Source organism: Oxalobacteraceae bacterium OTU3CAMAD1 (assembly GCA_024123915.1).
Taxonomy (GTDB): domain Bacteria; phylum Pseudomonadota; class Gammaproteobacteria; order Burkholderiales; family Burkholderiaceae_D; genus Rugamonas.
This window is the reverse complement of record CP099650.1, coordinates 2745164-2763376: the sequence shown is the minus strand read 5'-3', so window position 1 is coordinate 2763376 and position 18213 is coordinate 2745164. Positions and strand designations below refer to the sequence as shown.

General features: G+C 64.2%; 14 protein-coding genes and 1 riboswitch. Of the genes, 6 read left to right on the top strand and 8 right to left on the bottom strand.

All coding sequences use genetic code 11. From position 1 onward, the window contains the following. The first annotated feature begins 202 nt into the window (after positions 1 to 202). The gene (locus NHH88_11865) at positions 203 to 1561 is read left to right on the top strand and encodes a diguanylate cyclase (protein ID USX16438.1); all 1359 of its coding nucleotides are present in this window, start codon (positions 203 to 205) and stop codon (positions 1559 to 1561) included. On the opposite strand, the gene NHH88_11860 is transcribed toward NHH88_11865, so the two are convergent. Further along, positions 1539 to 2753, bottom strand: coding sequence for a hypothetical protein (locus NHH88_11860; protein USX16437.1), 1215 nt, complete (start codon positions 2751 to 2753; stop codon positions 1539 to 1541). The two genes, NHH88_11865 and NHH88_11860, sit on opposite strands and share 23 nt — an antisense overlap. A gap of 175 nt (positions 2754 to 2928) precedes the next feature. Between NHH88_11860 and NHH88_11855 the strand changes: the two genes are divergently transcribed. After that, a complete protein-coding gene (locus NHH88_11855; protein ID USX16436.1) occupies positions 2929 to 3999 on the top strand; it encodes an AraC family transcriptional regulator in 1071 nt (356 codons plus the stop codon). 14 nt (positions 4000 to 4013) lie between these two features. Here NHH88_11855 and NHH88_11850 read toward each other — a convergent pair whose 3' ends face one another. The 3 genes from NHH88_11850 to NHH88_11840 are packed head-to-tail and all read right to left on the bottom strand — an operon-like array spanning position 4014 to position 7835. Further along, positions 4014 to 4889, bottom strand: a complete 876-nt coding sequence (locus tag NHH88_11850) for an SDR family oxidoreductase (GenBank protein ID USX16435.1) — start codon at positions 4887 to 4889, stop codon at positions 4014 to 4016. A gap of 19 nt (positions 4890 to 4908) precedes the next feature. Continuing rightward, complete coding sequence (locus NHH88_11845; GenBank protein ID USX16434.1) at positions 4909 to 6426, bottom strand: aldehyde dehydrogenase; 1518 nt, start codon at positions 6424 to 6426, stop codon at positions 4909 to 4911. Between the two features lie 8 nt (positions 6427 to 6434). After that, positions 6435 to 7835, bottom strand: a complete 1401-nt coding sequence (locus NHH88_11840; protein USX16433.1) for an NAD(P)-binding domain-containing protein — start codon at positions 7833 to 7835, stop codon at positions 6435 to 6437. A gap of 295 nt (positions 7836 to 8130) precedes the next feature. On the opposite strand from NHH88_11840, the gene NHH88_11835 reads away from it, so the two are divergent. Then, positions 8131 to 10569: a TonB-dependent receptor gene (locus NHH88_11835; GenBank protein USX16432.1), complete on the top strand. Its 2439-nt coding sequence runs from the start codon at positions 8131 to 8133 to the stop codon at positions 10567 to 10569. Positions 10570 to 10573: 4 nt separating this feature from the next. Here the strand turns inward: NHH88_11835 and NHH88_11830 are convergent, their stop codons facing one another. After that, on the bottom strand, positions 10574 to 11029 hold the full coding sequence (locus NHH88_11830) for a hypothetical protein (protein ID USX16431.1): 456 nt from the start codon (positions 11027 to 11029) through the stop codon (positions 10574 to 10576). Between the two features lie 136 nt (positions 11030 to 11165). Between NHH88_11830 and NHH88_11825 the strand changes: the two genes are divergently transcribed. Continuing rightward, positions 11166 to 11564, top strand: coding sequence for a VOC family protein (locus NHH88_11825; protein USX16430.1), 399 nt, complete (start codon positions 11166 to 11168; stop codon positions 11562 to 11564). Between the two features lie 5 nt (positions 11565 to 11569). Here NHH88_11825 and NHH88_11820 read toward each other — a convergent pair whose 3' ends face one another. Further along, complete coding sequence (locus tag NHH88_11820; GenBank protein USX16429.1) at positions 11570 to 11770, bottom strand: hypothetical protein; 201 nt, start codon at positions 11768 to 11770, stop codon at positions 11570 to 11572. A 53-nt stretch (positions 11771 to 11823) separates the two neighbouring features. Next, entirely contained in the window at positions 11824 to 14670 is a 2847-nt protein-coding gene (locus tag NHH88_11815) for an insulinase family protein (protein ID USX16428.1), read from the bottom strand. Positions 14671 to 14767: 97 nt separating this feature from the next. Further along, positions 14768 to 14918, top strand: a riboswitch (FMN riboswitch). Positions 14919 to 15013: 95 nt separating this feature from the next. Between NHH88_11815 and ribB the strand changes: the two genes are divergently transcribed. Beyond that, complete coding sequence (gene ribB / locus NHH88_11810) at positions 15014 to 15676, top strand: 3,4-dihydroxy-2-butanone-4-phosphate synthase (GenBank protein ID USX16427.1); 663 nt, start codon at positions 15014 to 15016, stop codon at positions 15674 to 15676. A gap of 121 nt (positions 15677 to 15797) precedes the next feature. Here ribB and NHH88_11805 read toward each other — a convergent pair whose 3' ends face one another. Next, positions 15798 to 17201: an MFS transporter gene (locus tag NHH88_11805; protein USX16426.1), complete on the bottom strand. Its 1404-nt coding sequence runs from the start codon at positions 17199 to 17201 to the stop codon at positions 15798 to 15800. 115 nt (positions 17202 to 17316) lie between these two features. Between NHH88_11805 and NHH88_11800 the strand changes: the two genes are divergently transcribed. After that, positions 17317 to 18192, top strand: coding sequence for a LysR family transcriptional regulator (locus NHH88_11800; GenBank protein ID USX16425.1), 876 nt, complete (start codon positions 17317 to 17319; stop codon positions 18190 to 18192). Positions 18193 to 18213 lie beyond the last annotated feature (21 nt).

The following is an 18213-nucleotide window of genomic DNA, read 5'->3' as shown; positions in this document are numbered from 1 at the left end:
AGCTTGAAGCATTCCACCAAATTCATGCGCTGAATGTTTACATATCAGGCGGGCAACGCGGTATCATTTGATCGATAGTCACTTGGTAAGGCAAGACTTTGTTCATGCGTGTACAAACTTCCCCAACTCGCCCTCTGCGCCACGCACCGGCGCGATCGCGTCCCCACGCCGAGACGACCCACCAGGGTAAAGGCGAGGCGCAATGAACCCCGTGAGTTCCGGATCGGCCACGCGGCGCGATGCCGCCATCCTGATCGTCGACGACGCGCCGGAGAATCTCGCCGTGCTGCGCAAGCTGATGGTCGAACAGGGCTATCAGACGTTTGTCGCCACTTCCGGCGAGCGGGCGCTCAAGATCGCGCGCCGCGTCCATCCGGACCTGATACTGCTCGACGTGGTGATGCCGGGGATGGACGGCCTGGAGACCTGCCGCCAGCTCAAAAGCCACGCGGCCACGCAACGCATTCCCGTCATTTTCATGAGCGCCAGGACCGACACCGACGACGTGGTGGCCGGCTTCGACATCGGCGCCGTCGATTACATCGGCAAGCCGCTGCGCATGGCCGAGGTGTCCGCCCGCGTGCGCACGCAGCTGCAAATCCGCAGCAACAGCGAGACCCAGGAAGAACAGGCCGAGCGCCTGCGCACCATCGTCAACAGCATGGCCGAGGGCCTGTTGATCATCGAGGCGGACGGCCGCATCCAGTTCACCAATCCGGCCTGCGACAAGCACCTGGGCTACCAGGAGAACGAGCTGGCCGGCCGCGCGATCTCGGAGCTGCTCAACCCCCTGGTGGCACAGGAATACCTGGAATACTTCGCCCGCTACGCCGCCTCGCCCGAGATGGCGCACAGCCACGGCACGCGCGAGGTGATCATCCGCCACCGCAACGGCAGTTCGGTGTGCATGGACCTGACGCTCACGCCGATGTACCTGCGCCAGCCGCTGTTTATCGGCCTGCTGCACGACATCACACACCACAAGCAATCGGAAGACGCGCTGCAGCGCGCCGCCATGGTCGATCCGCTGACGCAGATCGCCAACCGGCGCCACTTCGACACCTTCCTGGAAAAGGAGTGGCAGCGCTCCATGCGCAGCGGCCAACCGCTGTCGCTGGTGGTGCTGGACGTCGACCACTTCAAACTGTACAACGACACGCTGGGTCATCCTGCTGGCGACGCCTGCCTGCAACGGGTGGCGGCGGCCATCGCCTCGCACGCGCTGCGCCCCACCGACCTGGCGGCGCGCTACGGCGGCGAGGAATTCGTGCTGCTGTTCGCCGAGACCGGGGCCGAAACGGCCACCATGATGGCCGAGGCGATCCGCGCCCACATCGAATCGCTGCGCATTCCCCACCCGCGCTCGACGACGTCCGACTGGCTGACCGTCAGCATCGGCGTGGCCACCATCCACCCGCACCAGCTGGACAACACCGAATCGCTGTTTGTGGCCGCCGACCGCGCCATGTACGTCGCCAAGGAGGGTGGCCGCAATCAGGTGCGCTCCACCAGCAGCGGCGGCGCCGCGCTGGAGGCGGTCAAAGCGCTGGTGATGCGCTGACCCGGCCCGGCCCCCGAAGCGCCTTCAACCCGAGCGGCACGCTGACGGCCAGCGCCAGCAGCGAGAACACGATCACGCCCACGCCGCCGGCGTTCTGGAACAGCTCCCCCGCGCCGACGGTGCCCACCGCCACGGCGGCAAAGGTCACCACCACCGATTGCGACAGCAAGCTGCCATCGCGGTCCTGCGCCGAGATGAAGCTGTTCAGCACCGCCATGATGGCGTAGAAGGCCATGTTCAACATTAATTGGCCGGCGAAGAACAGCACCACGCCGTCGGCGGTGAAGAAGCGGGCGACCGACGCGAACATCACCAGCAGCGCGCCCATGACGGTCAAACCGCGCCGCGCCGCCAGCGCCGGTATCGCCGGCACCACCGCGCCGAAGAAACCGAGCAGCGAGGACACCGCCAGCAGGGTCCCAATGGTCGGCAGCGACAGGCCGATACGCTCGCCCTGCAAGGCCGATACCGCCCACACGCCGGCCTGCACGCTGTAGACGCCGACGAACACGCCCCACGCCAGCCATACTCCCGCGCCGACGCGGCGCCGGCCGATACCCGGCTCCATCGGCTCCATCGGCGTGGGCGGCGGCGCTCGCAGGGGCACCAGCGCCGGCGTGCGCACGGCCGCCACGCCCAGCACCGCCGCCAGCAGCGCAAGGCCGATCCAGACCCCGTCGCCCGCCGCCACATCCGGCAGCAGCGACACCAGCGTGAACACGCCGGCAACGGCCAACCCCGACAACAGCAGCACCACGCCCCACAAACGCTCGGCGTCGCGGTGGCATGCCAGGCAAATGCCGACCATGACGATCATCTGCGCTTCGCAGACGCCGACCACCAGTCGCAGCGCGCCGAACAACGGTGTGGACAGCGTCAACGCGGTGAGCATCTGGCACAGCGCCAGCAGCACCAGGGCAACGGCGGTGCATCGCGCCGGCCAGCGGCGCGCCATCGGAGGCAGCAGGATGCAGCCGGCCAGCATGCCGATCATCTCGACGCCGGTCATCAAGGTGGCCTGCCCCTCGTCGAAATGCAGCCGCGCCATGGTGTTGGTCACCAACAGCGGCATCATGGTGGTGCCGCCTATGCCCAGCGCCCACGCGGAAGAAAGTATCAGGGTTGAACCGGCCGTGGTTTTCACGGCGTCGACGCCGATGTCTGGCAGGGGCGCTGCGGGTGTGGTGGTCATCGCTGGTCCATGGTGATGGCGGCACGATTTGCCGTGCCCAAAGCATACGACGGAAGCCACGATGGACGGGTCCAAAGCGGCCAAAAAAGACACACATGCGGCCATTTAGCGTGCCTCGACGCGCCGGCGCCTACATCCTGTGCTAGCCTCGTCCATCAACTTGAAGGAGTGGCCCATGCCGGTAAAACCGCACCTCCCCGACGCCGAAGCCGACGTTCCGCCCCATGTGATACGGCAGGTGCTGCAGCTGCTGGCCAGCCGTGGCCACTCGGGCGAAAGGCTGTGCAAGGGCTTGGGCTTCACGCCGGAGAATCTGTGCGACGCCAGTTTTCGGGTCTCCTACCGGCAAACCAGCATGCTGGTGCGGCGCGCCATGCAGCGCTGGGGCGATCCGGCCATCGGCATCGCCACCGGCGCGCGGCAGACGGTGGTGTGCTTCGGCCTGCCCGGCCTGGGCATGCTCACCTGCCCCACCCTGGGCGAGGCGCTGCTCTACCTGATCAAATACCAGCGCGCGGCGGGGGCGCTGACCATCAACGAGCTGGCCGTGGTCGACGAGCGCCATTTCACGATCGAAGTGGCGACCCGCTTCCACGACCCGGAATTGGAACCGTTTTTCATCGAGGAGATCTTCGTCAGCGGCGTGGAGGTCGCGCGCGCGATGGTCGGCTCGCATTTCCGGCCGGCGCGGCTCGAGTTGCGCTATCCGCGTCCAGTCTACGCCAGCGCCTACAGCGAGTATTTCCGCTGTCCGGTGGTGTTCAACGCGCCGCTCAATCGCCTGATCTGCGAGATGACCTGGTACCACTGCCCGCTGCCGACCCATGACCGCTTCATGCAGGACAGCCTGCAGGCGCAGATCGACCAGTTGCTGTCGATCGACACGCCGCGCAACGACCTGGTGGAGTCGATCATGAACGTGCTGCGGGCCTCGGTCGACGAGATGCCCGGACTGGCGCAGACCGGAGCGGCCCTCAACATGAGCGAACGTACGCTACGCCGCCGCCTGGCGGAGCTGGACACGTCCTACCAGCGGCTGGTGGACCAGGTCCGCTACGAGTGCGCGCTCGATCTGCTGAGACGCAGCGAGATGCCGCTGGTCGATATCGCGATGGCGACCGGATTTACCGATGCCCGCAACTTCCGCCGCGCCTTCAAGCGCTGGTCCGGCATCCTGCCGAACCAGATACGGCAAGGCATGCCAGCCCCACGGCTGTTGATGCCGGAGCGGGCGGACCAAAACTGATGGACTGACCGCCGTCAGGGAATTTCCCATTTTCCGGCGCGGAGCACCACCAGGCCGCGCCGGCGCAGCGACTCCAGATAGCGCGCGTGGCCGCGCACCCCTTTTTTGCGGAACAGCGGTATCAGCTTGGGCAGCATGTTCGGCAGCAGCATCGCCAGCCTGACCGTCCACGATTCGCTGACGCGCGGATAACGTTCCAGGCATGGGCTGTCCAGCATCCGCATGACCTGGCGCGCGACGTCCTCCGGCTGCTGCGGCGGGTCCATGAACTGCAGCGTGTTGCCGCCTTCTATCGCCTCGCGCATCAGCATCTGCGTCTCGGTCGCCGACGGCAGCACGCTGCCGACATGCACGCCGTGGCGCTCGCGGTCCAGGCCCAGGCACAGCATGGCGCCGCGCAGACCGAACTTGGTGGCCGAGTAGATGCCCGTTTCCGGCAACGGGAAGATCCCGCCCAACGACACGGTGTTGATCACACGACCATCATCGGCGCGCTGCAAGGCGCCAAAGGCCAGCCGGGTCAACACGATGGGCGACAACAGGTTGATATTCAATTCCGCCAGGATGTGATCGACCGAACGCTCCTCGAAATGCCCTGTGCCCGTCATGGCGGCGTTGTTGACCAGGATGTCGAGCCGACCGAAACGTTCCTGGATAAAGGCCAGCAAGGAGGGCAGTTTATTCAAGTCGTCCAGGTCGACCCGCACGCCCACCGCCCCCGCCCCCAACTCCGCCGTCGCCCGGTCCAGCGCCGCCTGGTCGCGGTCGGCCAGCACGCAGGTGATGCCGCGCTCGATGAAACCGCGGCAGATCGCCCGCCCGATGCCGCCCGCGCCGCCCGTGACCAGGGCCACCCGCCCCTCCCGGCCGGCGTTCGTTGTTATCGCCATGTGTATTCCTCTTGTGGTCTTAGTTGTTTTTATGGCCGGCCGCGCCCAGCTGCATCCAGATGGTCTTGGTCTCGGTGTACTGGTCGTGCGCCAGCAGCGATTTTTCGCGCCCGCCGAAGCCCGATTCCTTGTAACCGCCGAACGGCACACCGGTATCGCCTTCGGAGAAGCAGTTGATCGACACGGTGCCGGCGCGGATGGACTTGGCCACCCCGTGGGCGGAATCGAGGTTGCTGGTATAGACCGACGACGCCAGGCCGTAGCTGGTGTCGTTGGCGACGGCCACGCCCTGCGCCAGGTCGTCGAACTCCATCACCGATAGCACCGGCCCGAATATCTCCTCGCGCGCGATCGTCATCGACGGCAGCACGCCGTCGAAGATGGTCGGCTCGACAAAGCTGCCGCCGCTGTCCTGGCGCACCTGGGCGCCGCCGTGCACCAGTTGTGCGCCCTGCTCCCTGCCGCCGGCGATATACCCCAGCACACGCCGCATATGCCCCGGCTCGATCAGCGCGCCGACGCGGGTGGACGGATCGAGCGGATCGCCGACGATCCACTCATCGAAGGCGCGCTTGACCTCCTCCAGCAGCTCGTCCTTGCGCGAACGATGGACGATCAGGCGCGAACCGGCGCTGCAATTCTCGCCCTGGCAGAACAACGCGCCGGTTGCGACCTGTTGCGCCACGCGCGGCAGATCGAAGGCGTCGGCCAGCACCAGGGCCGGACTCTTGCCGCCGCATTCCAGCACCACCCGTTTCAGATTCGACTCGGCCGAGTACTTCAGGAACAGCCGCCCCACCTCGCCCGAACCTGTGAAGCTGATGCAGTCGATGTCGCGGTGCCGGCCTATGGCCTGCCCCACGGTCTCGCCATGGCCCGGCACGATATTGAGCACGCCGTCGGGAATGCCCGCTTCCAGCGCCAGCCGCCCCAGCATCAACGCGGTCAGGGTGGTTTGCTCGGCGGGCTTGATGACGATCGAGTTGCCGCTGGCAAGCGAGGGGCCGATCTTCCATCCGGCCAGATAGATCGGGAAATTCCACGGCAGCACCGCGCCCACCACGCCGATCGGCTCGCGCACGATCATCGCCACCACGTCCGGCGCGGTCGGTGCCACCTGGTCATACAATTTGTCGGCAGCCTCCGCGTGCCAGCGCAGGCTCTCGATCATGTCCGGCAGGTCGGCGGACAGCGCGTCGCGTATCGGTTTGCCCGAGTCCAGGCTCTCCATCAGCGCCAGCGTTTCCAGATTCGCCTCGACCAGGTCGGCCAGCCGCAGCAGCACCTTTTTGCGGTGCTTGGGCGAGGCCCGCGACCAGTCGCCATTGTCGAAGGCTCGCCGCGCCGCGCCCACCGCGAGGTCGACATCGGCCTCGCCGCAACTGGCGATGCTTGCCAGCCGGGCGCCGTTGGCGGGGTTGAGGGTGTCCAGCCGATTGCCGGAGATGGCGTCGACGAAGCGCCCGCCGATCAGGGCGCGGGTTTCAAAATCCAGGCCGGCGGCCAGTCCCTGGTAGTACTGCAGTGTCTTATCCATGTTCATCCTCAAGCGGCCGCGCGCAGGCCGGCGGCGGGCCGCGAGGCGGCCACGCTGTTGCGCAGGTTGTCGTAATAGGACTCGCTCAGTTCCGGCCATCCCATTTTTTTGCGCAGGCGCTTCAGATAAGACTTGAGCGCATGCGCCTCCAGATACACCTCGTGGCGCTGCGACTTGACGAATTTGAGCCCGCCCGACAGATCGGGATCGTCGCTTGCGATGAGCGCGTCGAAAGGGCTGGCCTTGCCGGGGTTGTCCAGCTGGTCACGCAGGTAGGCGGCGATCATGAAAGCCTCGGTGTCGAACAGCTTGTAGGCGCTGGAGTTGGTTTCGACATAGCCGATGCCGAACAGATTGCGATGGTCGCGGCTGAACATCGACAGATACAGCTGCGGCCTGCCGCCGCGCCACTCGAAGTATTCGCCGGCGTATTTGCAGCTCCACTTGTAGCCGGTGGCGTAGATCACCAGGTCGAGCGCCTCGCGGCTGCCGTCCTTGAAGACGACGTCATCGCCGTCGTAATGCGAGACGTCCGGTTTGACCGCGATGTTCCCGTGCTGGAGGTTGTGCAGCAGCTGGGAATTGAGCAGCGGATGGCTCTCGAACAGGCGGTGGTCCGGCTTGGGCAGGCCGAAGCGCGTCAGATCGCCGGTGAACATTTTCAGCAGCACGCTCATGACCGGGCGCGCGATCCAGATCGGCAGCGGGGGGCCGCTCTCGCCCACCTGGTCGGCGGGAAGCCCGAACAGATGCTTGGGAATGAAATGGTAGCCGCGCCGCATGCTGATGAAGGCCCTGTCGGCGCGGACAGCGGCGTCGCAGGCGATGTCCGCCCCGGAATTGCCGGCGCCGACGATCATCACCCGCTTGCCCTTGAATTCATCGCTGCTCTTGAAGGTGACCGAATGGCGGATCTCGCCGTTGAATTGACCTTTGATCTCGGGCATGTTGGGGTCCCAGTTACAGCCGGTGGCGCAGATGACGGCCAGGTAGCGCCGGCGTGCGCCGTCGTCCAGGGTCACCACCCATTTTCCGTCTTGTTCCTTGCGCACGTCCCGCACTGGGGTGTTGAAGTGGATCGCCTCGCGCAGGCCGAAGGCGTCGGCATAGCTGCGCACATAGCTTAATATCTGCTGGTTGGTAGGATAGTCCGGATAGGACTTCGGCATCGGAAAACCGATGAAGCCCGACAGGTCGCGCGACGAGATGAAGTGTGCCGATTCGTAAATCGGGCTGCCGGGATTGTGCATGTCCCAGATGCCGCCCACGTCGGAGTGGCGTTCGAACTGCTCGTACGGCAGCTTCATTCCTTTCAGGGCGCGGGCGGCGGACAGGCCGCCGGGCCCCGCGCCGATCACGCAGACGGCGTTGCCGCAGTCGGTAATCTGGTCCATGTGCTCTTGTGCCATCTCAGTCTCCCATGTATGTCGTTGCGTTGTGCGAACTTATTGTGCGAACTCATTATGCGAACTCATTGTGCAAACAAAGTGGCCGCCGCACGGGGGCCAAAGGGACAGGCAGGGAGCATTTCCGGCCAACGCCGCCTTCCGGGCGGCCACGCAACACCGGTGCCTGTTTGGCCATACCGGCGTCCTCCGGTGTCCGATCCGGCCCCTTTGCCGGTCCGGCGCGCGACTACATTCGATGACAGAAGCTTAAAAAAAAGACCAGTCCGTAAGACCAAACATAACAACGGGAGATATCGTGAAGACAAACGAAAAACAGGCGCCGTCCGGCCGCAAGGTGGCCTTGCGCACACTGGCGCGCAGCATCGCGGTGGCATTCGCCGGCACCGCCGCCGTGCCCCTGGGCGCCCTGGCCCAGGACGACATACAGAAGGTGGTCGTCACCGCGCAATCACGATCGCAGTCGGCGCAGGAGGTGCCGATCTCGATGGAGGTCGTAACGGCCAAGGACATCCGTAACCTGGGCGCCAGGAACCTGGGCGATCTGAATGGTTATCTTCCCGGCCTGGAGGTGGAGGCCACCCAGCCCACGCAGCCGATCTTCGGCATACGCGGCGTGCAGGCGGGGGACTTCGGCATCGGCACCGATATGCCGGTCGGGATCTATGTCGACGGGGTCTATACCGGCAAGACCGGCGGCGCGCTGATGAACTTCATCGACATCCAGCGCGTGGAGGTGCTCAAGGGGCCGCAAGGGACGCTGTTTGGCCGCAACAGCGCCGCCGGCGCGATCTCCGTCGTCACCAACGAGCCGGATCAAACGTTCGACATGAACGGCCACCTCAAGGTCGGCGAATATGGCCGCGCCAATATGGATGCGATGATCAACGTGCCGCTGGCCGACAACACGGCGGCGCGGCTGGTGTTCGTGCGCGCGGAGAGCGATGGCTGGGTGCGCAACGCCACCACCGGCGACCGGACCGCCGGCGACAAGTCGTGGGCCACGCGGCTCTCGCTCAAGCAAAAAATCAGCGATGCGACATTGAACCTGACGCTGGAACACGAGCAGCTGCGCCAGAAAGGCTGGCCGGCTTTCGGCGTGGTCAAGGACCCGGCGCTGCCGTTCGCCGGCTTCACGGGTGTCTACGACGCCGCCTATGTGGCCAACTTCGTCGATCCGCGCAAGGCGCCGCTGGAGAACGACACCGGCGGCAGCGAGCGCCGTACCTTCGACGGCGCCAGCCTGCGCGCGGAGCTGCCGTTGGGCGGCCTCACGTTGCGCTCGATCACCGCCTACCGCACCTTCTCCACCTACAACCTGACCGACAACGACGGCACCGCGCGCAGCGGCTTCTCGCTGGCGAACACCGATCAGAAAAAAGCCTACAACTGGCAGCAGGAATTCAAGCTGTCCGGTAAAACCGAGCACCTGGACTGGATCGTCGGCGCCAGCTTCTACGACAACCGCGAGCGGCAATCCTCGACCGCCCTGCTCAATACCGCGACCCTGGACAACGTCAGCCTGCTCAGCGGCGGCAACGCCGACCTGGCCGGCTTGTTCGGCGCACTGGGACAGGCCGGCATTCCCGGCGTCGACGCGTCGTCGAATTTCCCGTGGGGCGAAACCACCCGCAACTACCTGCGGACGCGCGCCCTCTCGGTCTATCAGGACGTGATCTGGCACGCCACGCCCTCCACCAACCTGACCTTGGGCCTGCGCTGGAGCCGCGACCGCAAGAACATGGAATGGCACGTGCCGGGGCGTGAATCCGCAGCGCTGGACAACCTGCTGAACACCTGCGGTCCGCTGGCGGGACTGGACGCCTCCGCGCTGCCGTCGAACCAGATCTTCTACGCGGCCGGACAGCTGGCGGCCACGCCGGTCCATTCGACCAAAAGCTGGACCGATTGGAGCCCGCGCCTGGTGCTGGACCATAAGCTGACGCCCGACCTGCTGCTGTTCGCATCCCTGTCGAAAGGCTACCAGGCGGGCGGCTTCAATGTCTTCACGCCGCCGAATGCCGCGTCGGCCAACGCCAAAGAGCGCGACCCGAGCTACGATCCGGAGAAAATGACCAATCTGGAACTGGGCTTCAAACTATATGCTCCCTCCATCAAGGCCACGCTCAACGGCTCCGTGTTCGCCTACCGCTTCAAGAACCTGCAGGACATCAAGCTAGGCGGCACCGGCCCCATACCGACCTACAATGTGGTCAACAGCGACCAGCAAGCCAAGGGACTCGATCTCGATGGCCGCATCCGCGTATCGCCGAACCTGACGCTGTTCGCGGGGCTGGAGCTGATCGACCAGACCTATAAGCGCTACCGCACCACCGACGACAGCGGCGCGGTGCTGGACCTGTCCGGCCAAACGGTCGGCACGCCCACCTTCAACGGCATGGGCGGCGTCAACGCCAGCTGGGAGGCGCTGGGCGGCAGGATCAGCACCACCCTGCAGGGCACCTATCAGAGCAAGGCCCGCTGCAACGACGACACGCGCGCGCTGCAATGCCTGAATGCGCCGGCCTTCCGCACCGGCGAGGCGCGCAGCAAGGCCGACTTCCGCCTGGGCTGGGACAACGCCAACGGCAAATTCGGCATCGCCCTGCTGGTGAATAATCTGTTCGACAAACAGTATGTGCATACACTGGACGGCCAGACCAAGCCATTCGGCCTGCCGTACGCCATCGTCACGCCGCCGCGCACCGTCTCGCTGGAGTTAAGGGGTAGCTTGTAGGGGCTTAGATGGCGCTGCCCTCGACCCGCACGAAGGGGCCGATGCAGCGCTCCATGCTGCGCTCCACGCACATCAGGAACATGTCGCCGCCGGGATGAAACAGCAGATAGTTGGTGACGGAGCGCCCCGGCTTGGTGATCTGGCCGGCGCAATCGGGTTTGCCGTTATCCTTGACCAGGGTGTCGACCGACTTGTAGAAGCCCTGCTTGTCCGGCTGGTCCGCGATGACAAAGGTGGACTCGGCCACCTCCTCGTTACTGAACACCAGCGTGCTGCCGTCGGCGCGCACGCGGTAGGTCTCGCTGCAGGAGCCGTCGGGCAGCGTGATTTTCCAGATGCCGATATACGGATGGTCTTGCCGCACCGGTGCGGCGCAGGCAATCATTGGCGCGACGGCGAGCGCCACCGCGGCGGTGAACGCGGCCGTCGCGGTCATCCTGAAAAGAGGTTCTCTGGTCATCGCACACCCCCACGCCGGTTTATTTGCCATTTAGTCTATGAAAGCATAAACGGCCGGGCGATCTTCTGGCGCGCCGCTGAAAGCCCGTTTCTTCACGTATATAATTGTCGAATCGACACTCATCCATGGGGAACAAATGCTATCGCATGTCTACATCGGCACCAACGATTTTGAAACCGCGTTCGGCTTTTACGGCGCGGTGATGGAGACGCTGGGCACGCGCCTGCGCTTCAGCGATCCGGTCAAGCCATGGGCGGCGTGGATGCCAGCGGAAGGCGGAAGGCCGCTGTTCATCATCGGCAAACCGTACGACGGCCAGCCGGCGGGATGCGGCAACGGCCAGATGATCGCCCTGATGGCGCCATCGCGCGAGGCGGTCGACCGCGCCCACGCGGCGGCACTGGCCAATGGCGGCCAATGCGAGGGGGCTCCAGGACTGCGTCCGCAGTACCACGACAGCTACTATGGCGCCTACTTCCGCGACCCGGAGGGGAATAAACTGGGCGTCGTCTGTCACGACGCCGTGGGTCTTTAAAACGCTTAGGCCAACGCCTCCTTGGCCGCTTCTTCCGGTGTCAGGCCGTCGTAGAACTGGTCGGTGAACCATTCCACCTGCTCTTCGATGTGATCCTGCGCCTCCGCCACCGTCGCGCCACCTTTGACAAGGAAACCCTCAACCTCGATACACCAGTTGATCAACTCCAGGGTTTCCGGATCCAGCTCTTCCTTTTTCTTTGCCATGATTTACCTCTACATCGGGTGGGTACGAGCCTCCAGTGTAACAGGCGGCAGGCTTACTTCTCCGGGTACAGCACCACCTGCACGTAATTATTCATGTCGAAGTAGCGCTTGGCCGCCTCCTTCAGGTCCGACGGCTTGAGCGCCTGCACGCGCTCCTCGTACTTGAGGATATCCTCCGGATTGCTGTTGTTGAAGAAGGCATTCTGCAGGGACGCTATCCAGTAACCGTTCTCGCGCATGCCCTTTTGATACCCTTTGAGCCAGGATGATTTGACCTTGTTCAGGTCCGCCTCGTCAGCGCCGTCCTGCTTGATCTTCTCGATCTCGGCGAACGTCGCGGCGATCACCTTGTCCACGTTCTCCGGCGCGCATGGCAGATTGGCGCTGATCGAGTAGTTCCCGTAAGGGATGCGGTTCAGCGAGCCGTTCATGCCGCCGCTGTAGATAACGCCCATTTTCTCGCGCAGCACCTCGATCAGTTTGATGTTCAACACCTCGATCAGCGCCTGCAGGCGCATGCGCTCTTCGCGCGAGTATTTCGCGTCGCCGGTGAAGGATAGGGAAACGGTGCTCTTCGGATCGGCGCCGGCGCGCACCTCTTTCTTGACCACGCCCCGGACCGGACGCACGCCTTCATCCTTGAAGGCCACCGGAATCTCCCCGGTCGGCAGGCTGGCCAGATAGGTCGCGATCAGCGGCTTGATCTTCTCCACGTCGAAGCTGCCGACGATGAAGAAGGTGAAATCGCGCGCGCTGGACAAACGGCTCTTATAGATCTCCATCACGCGGTCCAGCGCCAACTGGTCGAAATCGGCCGGCTTTGCCGCGCGCAGCACGCGCGGGCTGTTGTTGTAGATCGTCGCGGTGATCGTATCGTAGAACACCGACTCCGGCCGCGCCATATTGTTCTGCGCCAGTTCGCGCTGGCGATCGACGTAGGCGCTATAGATGGCGGCATCCTTGCGCGGTTGCGTCATCTGCAGATAGGCCAGCTGCAGCATGGACTCGATATCGTCGCTGCCGGAGCCGCCGGACACCGACTCGTTGAGCGAATTGACGCTGGCCTGGGAGCTGACGCTTTTCCCGGCCAGGACCTTCACCACGTCGTTCGGCGTGTAATTCAATATGCCCATCTGACCAACGATGCTGCTGGCGTAATGGGCCGCGAAGACATCCTTGTCGTCGAACAGCGACCAGCCGCCGTAGCGCAGGCCCGCCATCATCACCTGGTCGTTATTGAAGTCGGTAGGCTTGAGCACCACCTTGACGCCGTTGCTCAACACAAGCTCCGTGGTGCCGATCTTGGCGTTGGCGGTCTGCTTGACGATGGTGCCCGGCTTCGGCAGGACCGGCATCAGCTGGCTGGCGTAGACCTTCTCTTCCTGCGCCTTGACGCTGATTTTCTCGGCCGCGTTGGCGATGGCCACCAGATCGGCAGCCTTAGGCGTCGCGGCGCCAGGCTTGTCGACGCCCGTATAGATCACCAGTTTGCTCTCGTTGTCCGGGATCGCGACCTTGACGGCCGCATTCACTTCCGACAGCGATATCTCCGGAATCAGCTCACGCGCATAGCGGTATTCGGCGGCGATACCGGGTATGGTTTCATCCTCCAGGAAGTGGCGGATATATTCGGCCGCGTAGCCGGAGGAATCGGATTTGTCACGCTCGTTGTACAGATTTTCGTAGGTGCGCAAGATGCCTTTCTTGGCCCGTTCCACTTCGGAGGCGGTAAAGCCGTACTGGCGGGCGCGCTCGTCCTCCTCCACCAGTGCATTGATGGCCGGCGTCACGCCGCCCTTGCCCAGCACCGCGCCGGCGCCGAACGACCGGTAGCCGCGCACGATCTTGTTCATGCCGCTGCCGCCTTGCAGGAACGGCGGGTTGGCCTGCTGCGTCAACTCGTACATACGCTGGCTGAGGATAAAGCTGTACAAATTCTCGATCAGCTTCTGGCGGTAGTCGGCAAGCGTTTCGCCGGCCGGCCAGGGTTGGATCGGATAACGGATGTAGACGGAGTTGTTGCTGACTTCCTTGTCGGTGAAGACAATGCCTTCCGACTCCTGGCGCTCGGGGATCTTGGCGTACTCGCGCGGGCGTGGGTTCGCCGGGTTCTTCAACTTGCTGAAATGCTTTTCGATCAGCTTCTGCGCCGCCTCGGGCTCGATGTCGCCGACCACCACCACCGCCATCAGGTCCGGACGATACCAGTCGCGGTAGAAGCGCTTGATAGCGTCGTACTTGAAGTTCTTGATAATGTCTTCTTTACCGATCGGCATGCGCTGCGCGTAGCGCGAGCCATTGAGCACCTTCGGCAGCACCACCTTGTTCATGCGGTCGTCCACGCCCTTGCCCATGCGTAGTTCTTCGAGCACGATGCCACGTTCGCTGTCGATGTCGGCGTTGTTGAAGGACAGGCCGTGGGCCCAATCCTCCAGCACCTGGAAGCCCTGCTCGACGATCTCCTTCTTATCGGTCGGTATCGGCAGGATATAGACGGTTTCGTCGAAGCTGGTGTAGGCGTTCAAGTCGGCGCCGAACTTCACCCCGATCGACTGCAGATACGATACCAGCTCGTTGCGCTTGAAATTGGTGGAGCCGTTGAAGGCCATATGTTCGGTGAAGTGGGCCAGCCCTTGCTGGTCGTCGTCCTCCAGGATGGAACCGGCTTTGACCACCAGCCGCAGTTCCAGCTTCTTCTCGGGACGCGCGTTCTTCTGCACATAATATGTCAGGCCGTTTGCCAGTTTGCCAACCTTGACCTGGGGCCCGATCGGCAGCACGTCGCTTAGTTTGAGCGAAGGCTCCTTGCCCTGGCCTTCAACTTGTCCCTGGCCTTGCGCCAGGAAGGAAAACGACAACAGCAACGCCCCGGACAGCACCCGCAATTTAATCAATTTCATTCGGCAGACAGTATAAAAATCGGAAAAAGCTACCTTACACTGAAAATCTTAATTTGGGCTAGAATCCTTGTTCGCCTGCCGACCGGCAGGCGCTAACTTACGTCTTCGGGGCGGGGTGCGATTCCCCACCGGCGGTAAGGCCAGCGATGGTCAAGCCCGCGAGCGCCGCTTCAGTCGTTTTGAGGCGGGTCAGCAGATCTGGTGCGACTCCAGAGCCGACGGTATAGTCCGGATGAAAGAAGATGTGCGGTGACGCGGCCCTCCGCCCGAGCGATCGGTGTGGCGAGCCGCGCGTATTCGCTTGCCCTGTTGCGTTTTTCGCTATTGCGAGGAGCGTTCCACCATGTTTGACCAAGTATCCCATGTATCCCCCTACTCCCTGGTTTCGGACGATCTGGAGGGCCGCATCGCCGCCGCGCTCGAGGCCATGCGCGCCGGCGTGCCGGTGATCCTGCTCGATGATTTCGATCGCGAAAACGAAGCGGACCTGATCGTCGCTGCTGAAAAAATCACGGTGCAATCGATGGCGTTGATGATCCGCGAATGCAGCGGCATCGTCTGTCTGTGCCTGAGCGCCGACAAGGTGCGTGCGCTGGAGCTGCCGCCGATGGCCGCCGACAACGGCAGCCGTTACGGCACGCCGTTCACGGTATCGATCGAAGCGCGCGAAGGCGTCACCACCGGTGTTTCGGCGGCCGACCGCGTGACGACGATCCGCACCGCCATCGCCGCCGACGCGCGGCCGGGTGATCTGGTGCATCCGGGTCATGTGTTCCCGTTGCGGGCGACGCCGGGTGGTGTACTGGCGCGCAAAGGCCATACAGAAGGCTCGGTGGACCTGGCCACGATGGCGGGCCTGCAGCCGGCGGCGGTGCTGTGCGAGTTGATGAACCCCGACGGCACGATGATGCGCGGCGCCGAGATCGAACGCTTCGCGGAACTGCACGCGATGTCGATCTTGACGATCGCCGAAATGATCGAGTGGCGCAAGACCCGCGAAGCCTGATCCACAACGGTCTCTGATCCGCAATGAAAACACGTAGGGCGGATTAGCGAAGCGTAATCCGCCATGCATGCGTCTCGACGGCACACGCATTGGCGGATTACGGCGTTCCGCCTAATCCGCCCTACGTGTCTCCACGGGAAATCAACGGCTTCACATAAAAATACACCAAGGCCAGGGCACCCGCGTACGCGCACGACACCAGCCCGAACGCCATCGGCAAGCGCCACGCCCAATCCCCCGTCACATGCAACACGGTACCCATCATCGCCACGCCGACCAGCGCGCCGATCTGGCGATTGGCGTTCAGCGCCGCTGCGGCGCTGTTGGCATGCGCCTTGCCCGCCACCAGCATCACCGTGGCCGTCATCCCCGGAATCGCGATGCCGATGGCGACGTTCATCACGATAGTCCCCATCACCAGCAACCAGTAAGGCGTCTGCGGCGACAGCCCGGTCAACATCACGATCGCCGCCCCCAACCCCACCATCAGCCCATACAACATCGGCGGCCGTGTCCCCACCCTTGCCACAATCGCACCCGAAGTCAAATTACCGACGGCGAAAGCCCCCATCATGGGTATCAGCTTCAATCCCGTATCCAGCGCATCCGCGCCGCCCTGCTGGATATAAAGGCTAAGCAGGAACAGCTGCCCGAAGACCGCGAAATTAATCAGGAACCCGACACCATTGGCCGCCGCAAAAGCCGGCGTTTCGAACAAGGCGCGCGGCAGCAGCGGATGCGCCCCGGTGCGCTCGCGCCCCACCAGCAGCACGCCGCAGACCACGGCGGCGAAAGCTGCCGCCAGCACCGCCGCCGACATCCAGCCCAGCACCGGCCCCTCGATCAGCACAAAACTCAACGCCGCCAGCGCCGCCACGCCCAGCGCGTGGCTCAACATCGACAACGCGCGCCGATGCGGCGGCGTGGCCGGCGCCAGCATCTGCGTCAGCACGATGCCGGCCAGGCCGATCGGCACGTTCACCCAGAACACGCTGCGCCATCCGAATTCGTGCACCAGCAGACCGCCGACCAGCGGACCTGCGGTCGCCGAGCATCCGACGATGGCCGACCAGGTGCCCAGCATGCGCGCGCGTGTTCCCTGGTCCTCGTAGGCATGCGTCAGCAGGCTTAAGGAGCTGGGCATGAACAACGCGGCGCCGGCGCCCTGCAGCAGCCGCGCGGCGATCAGCGCGTTGCCGCTGGGCGCCAGCGCGCACGCCACCGATCCGAGTATGAACACGCTCAAGCCGCCCTGATAGACGTTCTTGGGGCCGAAGCGGTCGGCCAGCGCGCCGCCGGCCAGCAACAGCGCGGCGAAGGTCAGCGTGTAGCCGTCCACCACCCATACCAGCCCGGTGAGCGGTACCTGCAGGCTCACGGAGATGTCGGATAAAGCGGTGTTGACGGCGGTGACGTCGATCATCGCCATCACGAAGCCGATGGCGAGCGTCATCAGCATCAGCAGCGGCGGAACCTGTCGGATGGGCGCCGAAACGGCCGTCCCGGTGGTGGATTGGAGTGTCATGGAGCGTCCTTCAAAAAGATCCGTTCCATCTTAGGCCGCTTGCGTGATGCGGTAAATACGCATAACATCAGCACTTTGATGCAAAAATGCATTCCAAATTACGAGCCGACTAGCCATGGACTGGGACAACGCCAGGATTTTCCTCGCCATCTACCGCAAAGGAACGCTGCGCGCTGCCGCCGGCGAGCTTAATATCGACCAGGCCACGGTCGGCCGGCGCCTCAACGCGCTGGAGGATTCGCTGGGCGCGCGCTTGTTCCTGCGCACGCCGTCCGGCTACATGGCCACGCCGGCCGGCGAACTGGCCGTCACCGCCGCCGAATCGATGGAACAGGCGGCGCTGCGCTTTCAGCGCGAAATGCAGGGCATCGACAACCGCCTCTCCGGCGTCGTGCGCGTCACTACCTCGGACACGATGGCGAGCCATTTCGTCATCGACGCCATGCGCAGCCTGCACGTGACGCACCCGGAAATCCGCATCGTCCTAAGCACCGGCACCGAAATCACCAGCCTGACGCGCCGCGAGGCCGACCTGGCCGTGCGTACTCTCAAGCCAACGAGCCCGGACCTGATTTCGCGCCACCTGACCAAACGCACCATGGGCTTGTACGCCACGCCGGAGTACCTGAAGGAGCGCGGCATGCCGACACCCGGCAATGGCCTGGCGGGACACGACATCGTGATCTATCAGAGCGCGGTGGCGCCGCGCCACCGGGAGAAAATCTGCCTGGAGCCGGTCGCCAACGCCCGGGTGGCGATCGAAGTCAATAGCGGCTTGATGCTGCTGGAGGCGGCGCGAAAAGGCATGGGCGTGACCGAACTGCCCTGCCACATGGCCGACGGCGATCCTCTTCTCACGCGCATCTGGCCGGACCGGGTCGACCACTACGACGTCTGGCTGGTGATGCACAGCGATCTGAGTCGCAGCGCGCGCGTGCGCGCCGCCGCCGACGCCATCATCGACAGCTTCCCGGGAGGCCAGGTGCGATGACGAACACCTGCCCGCGCCATC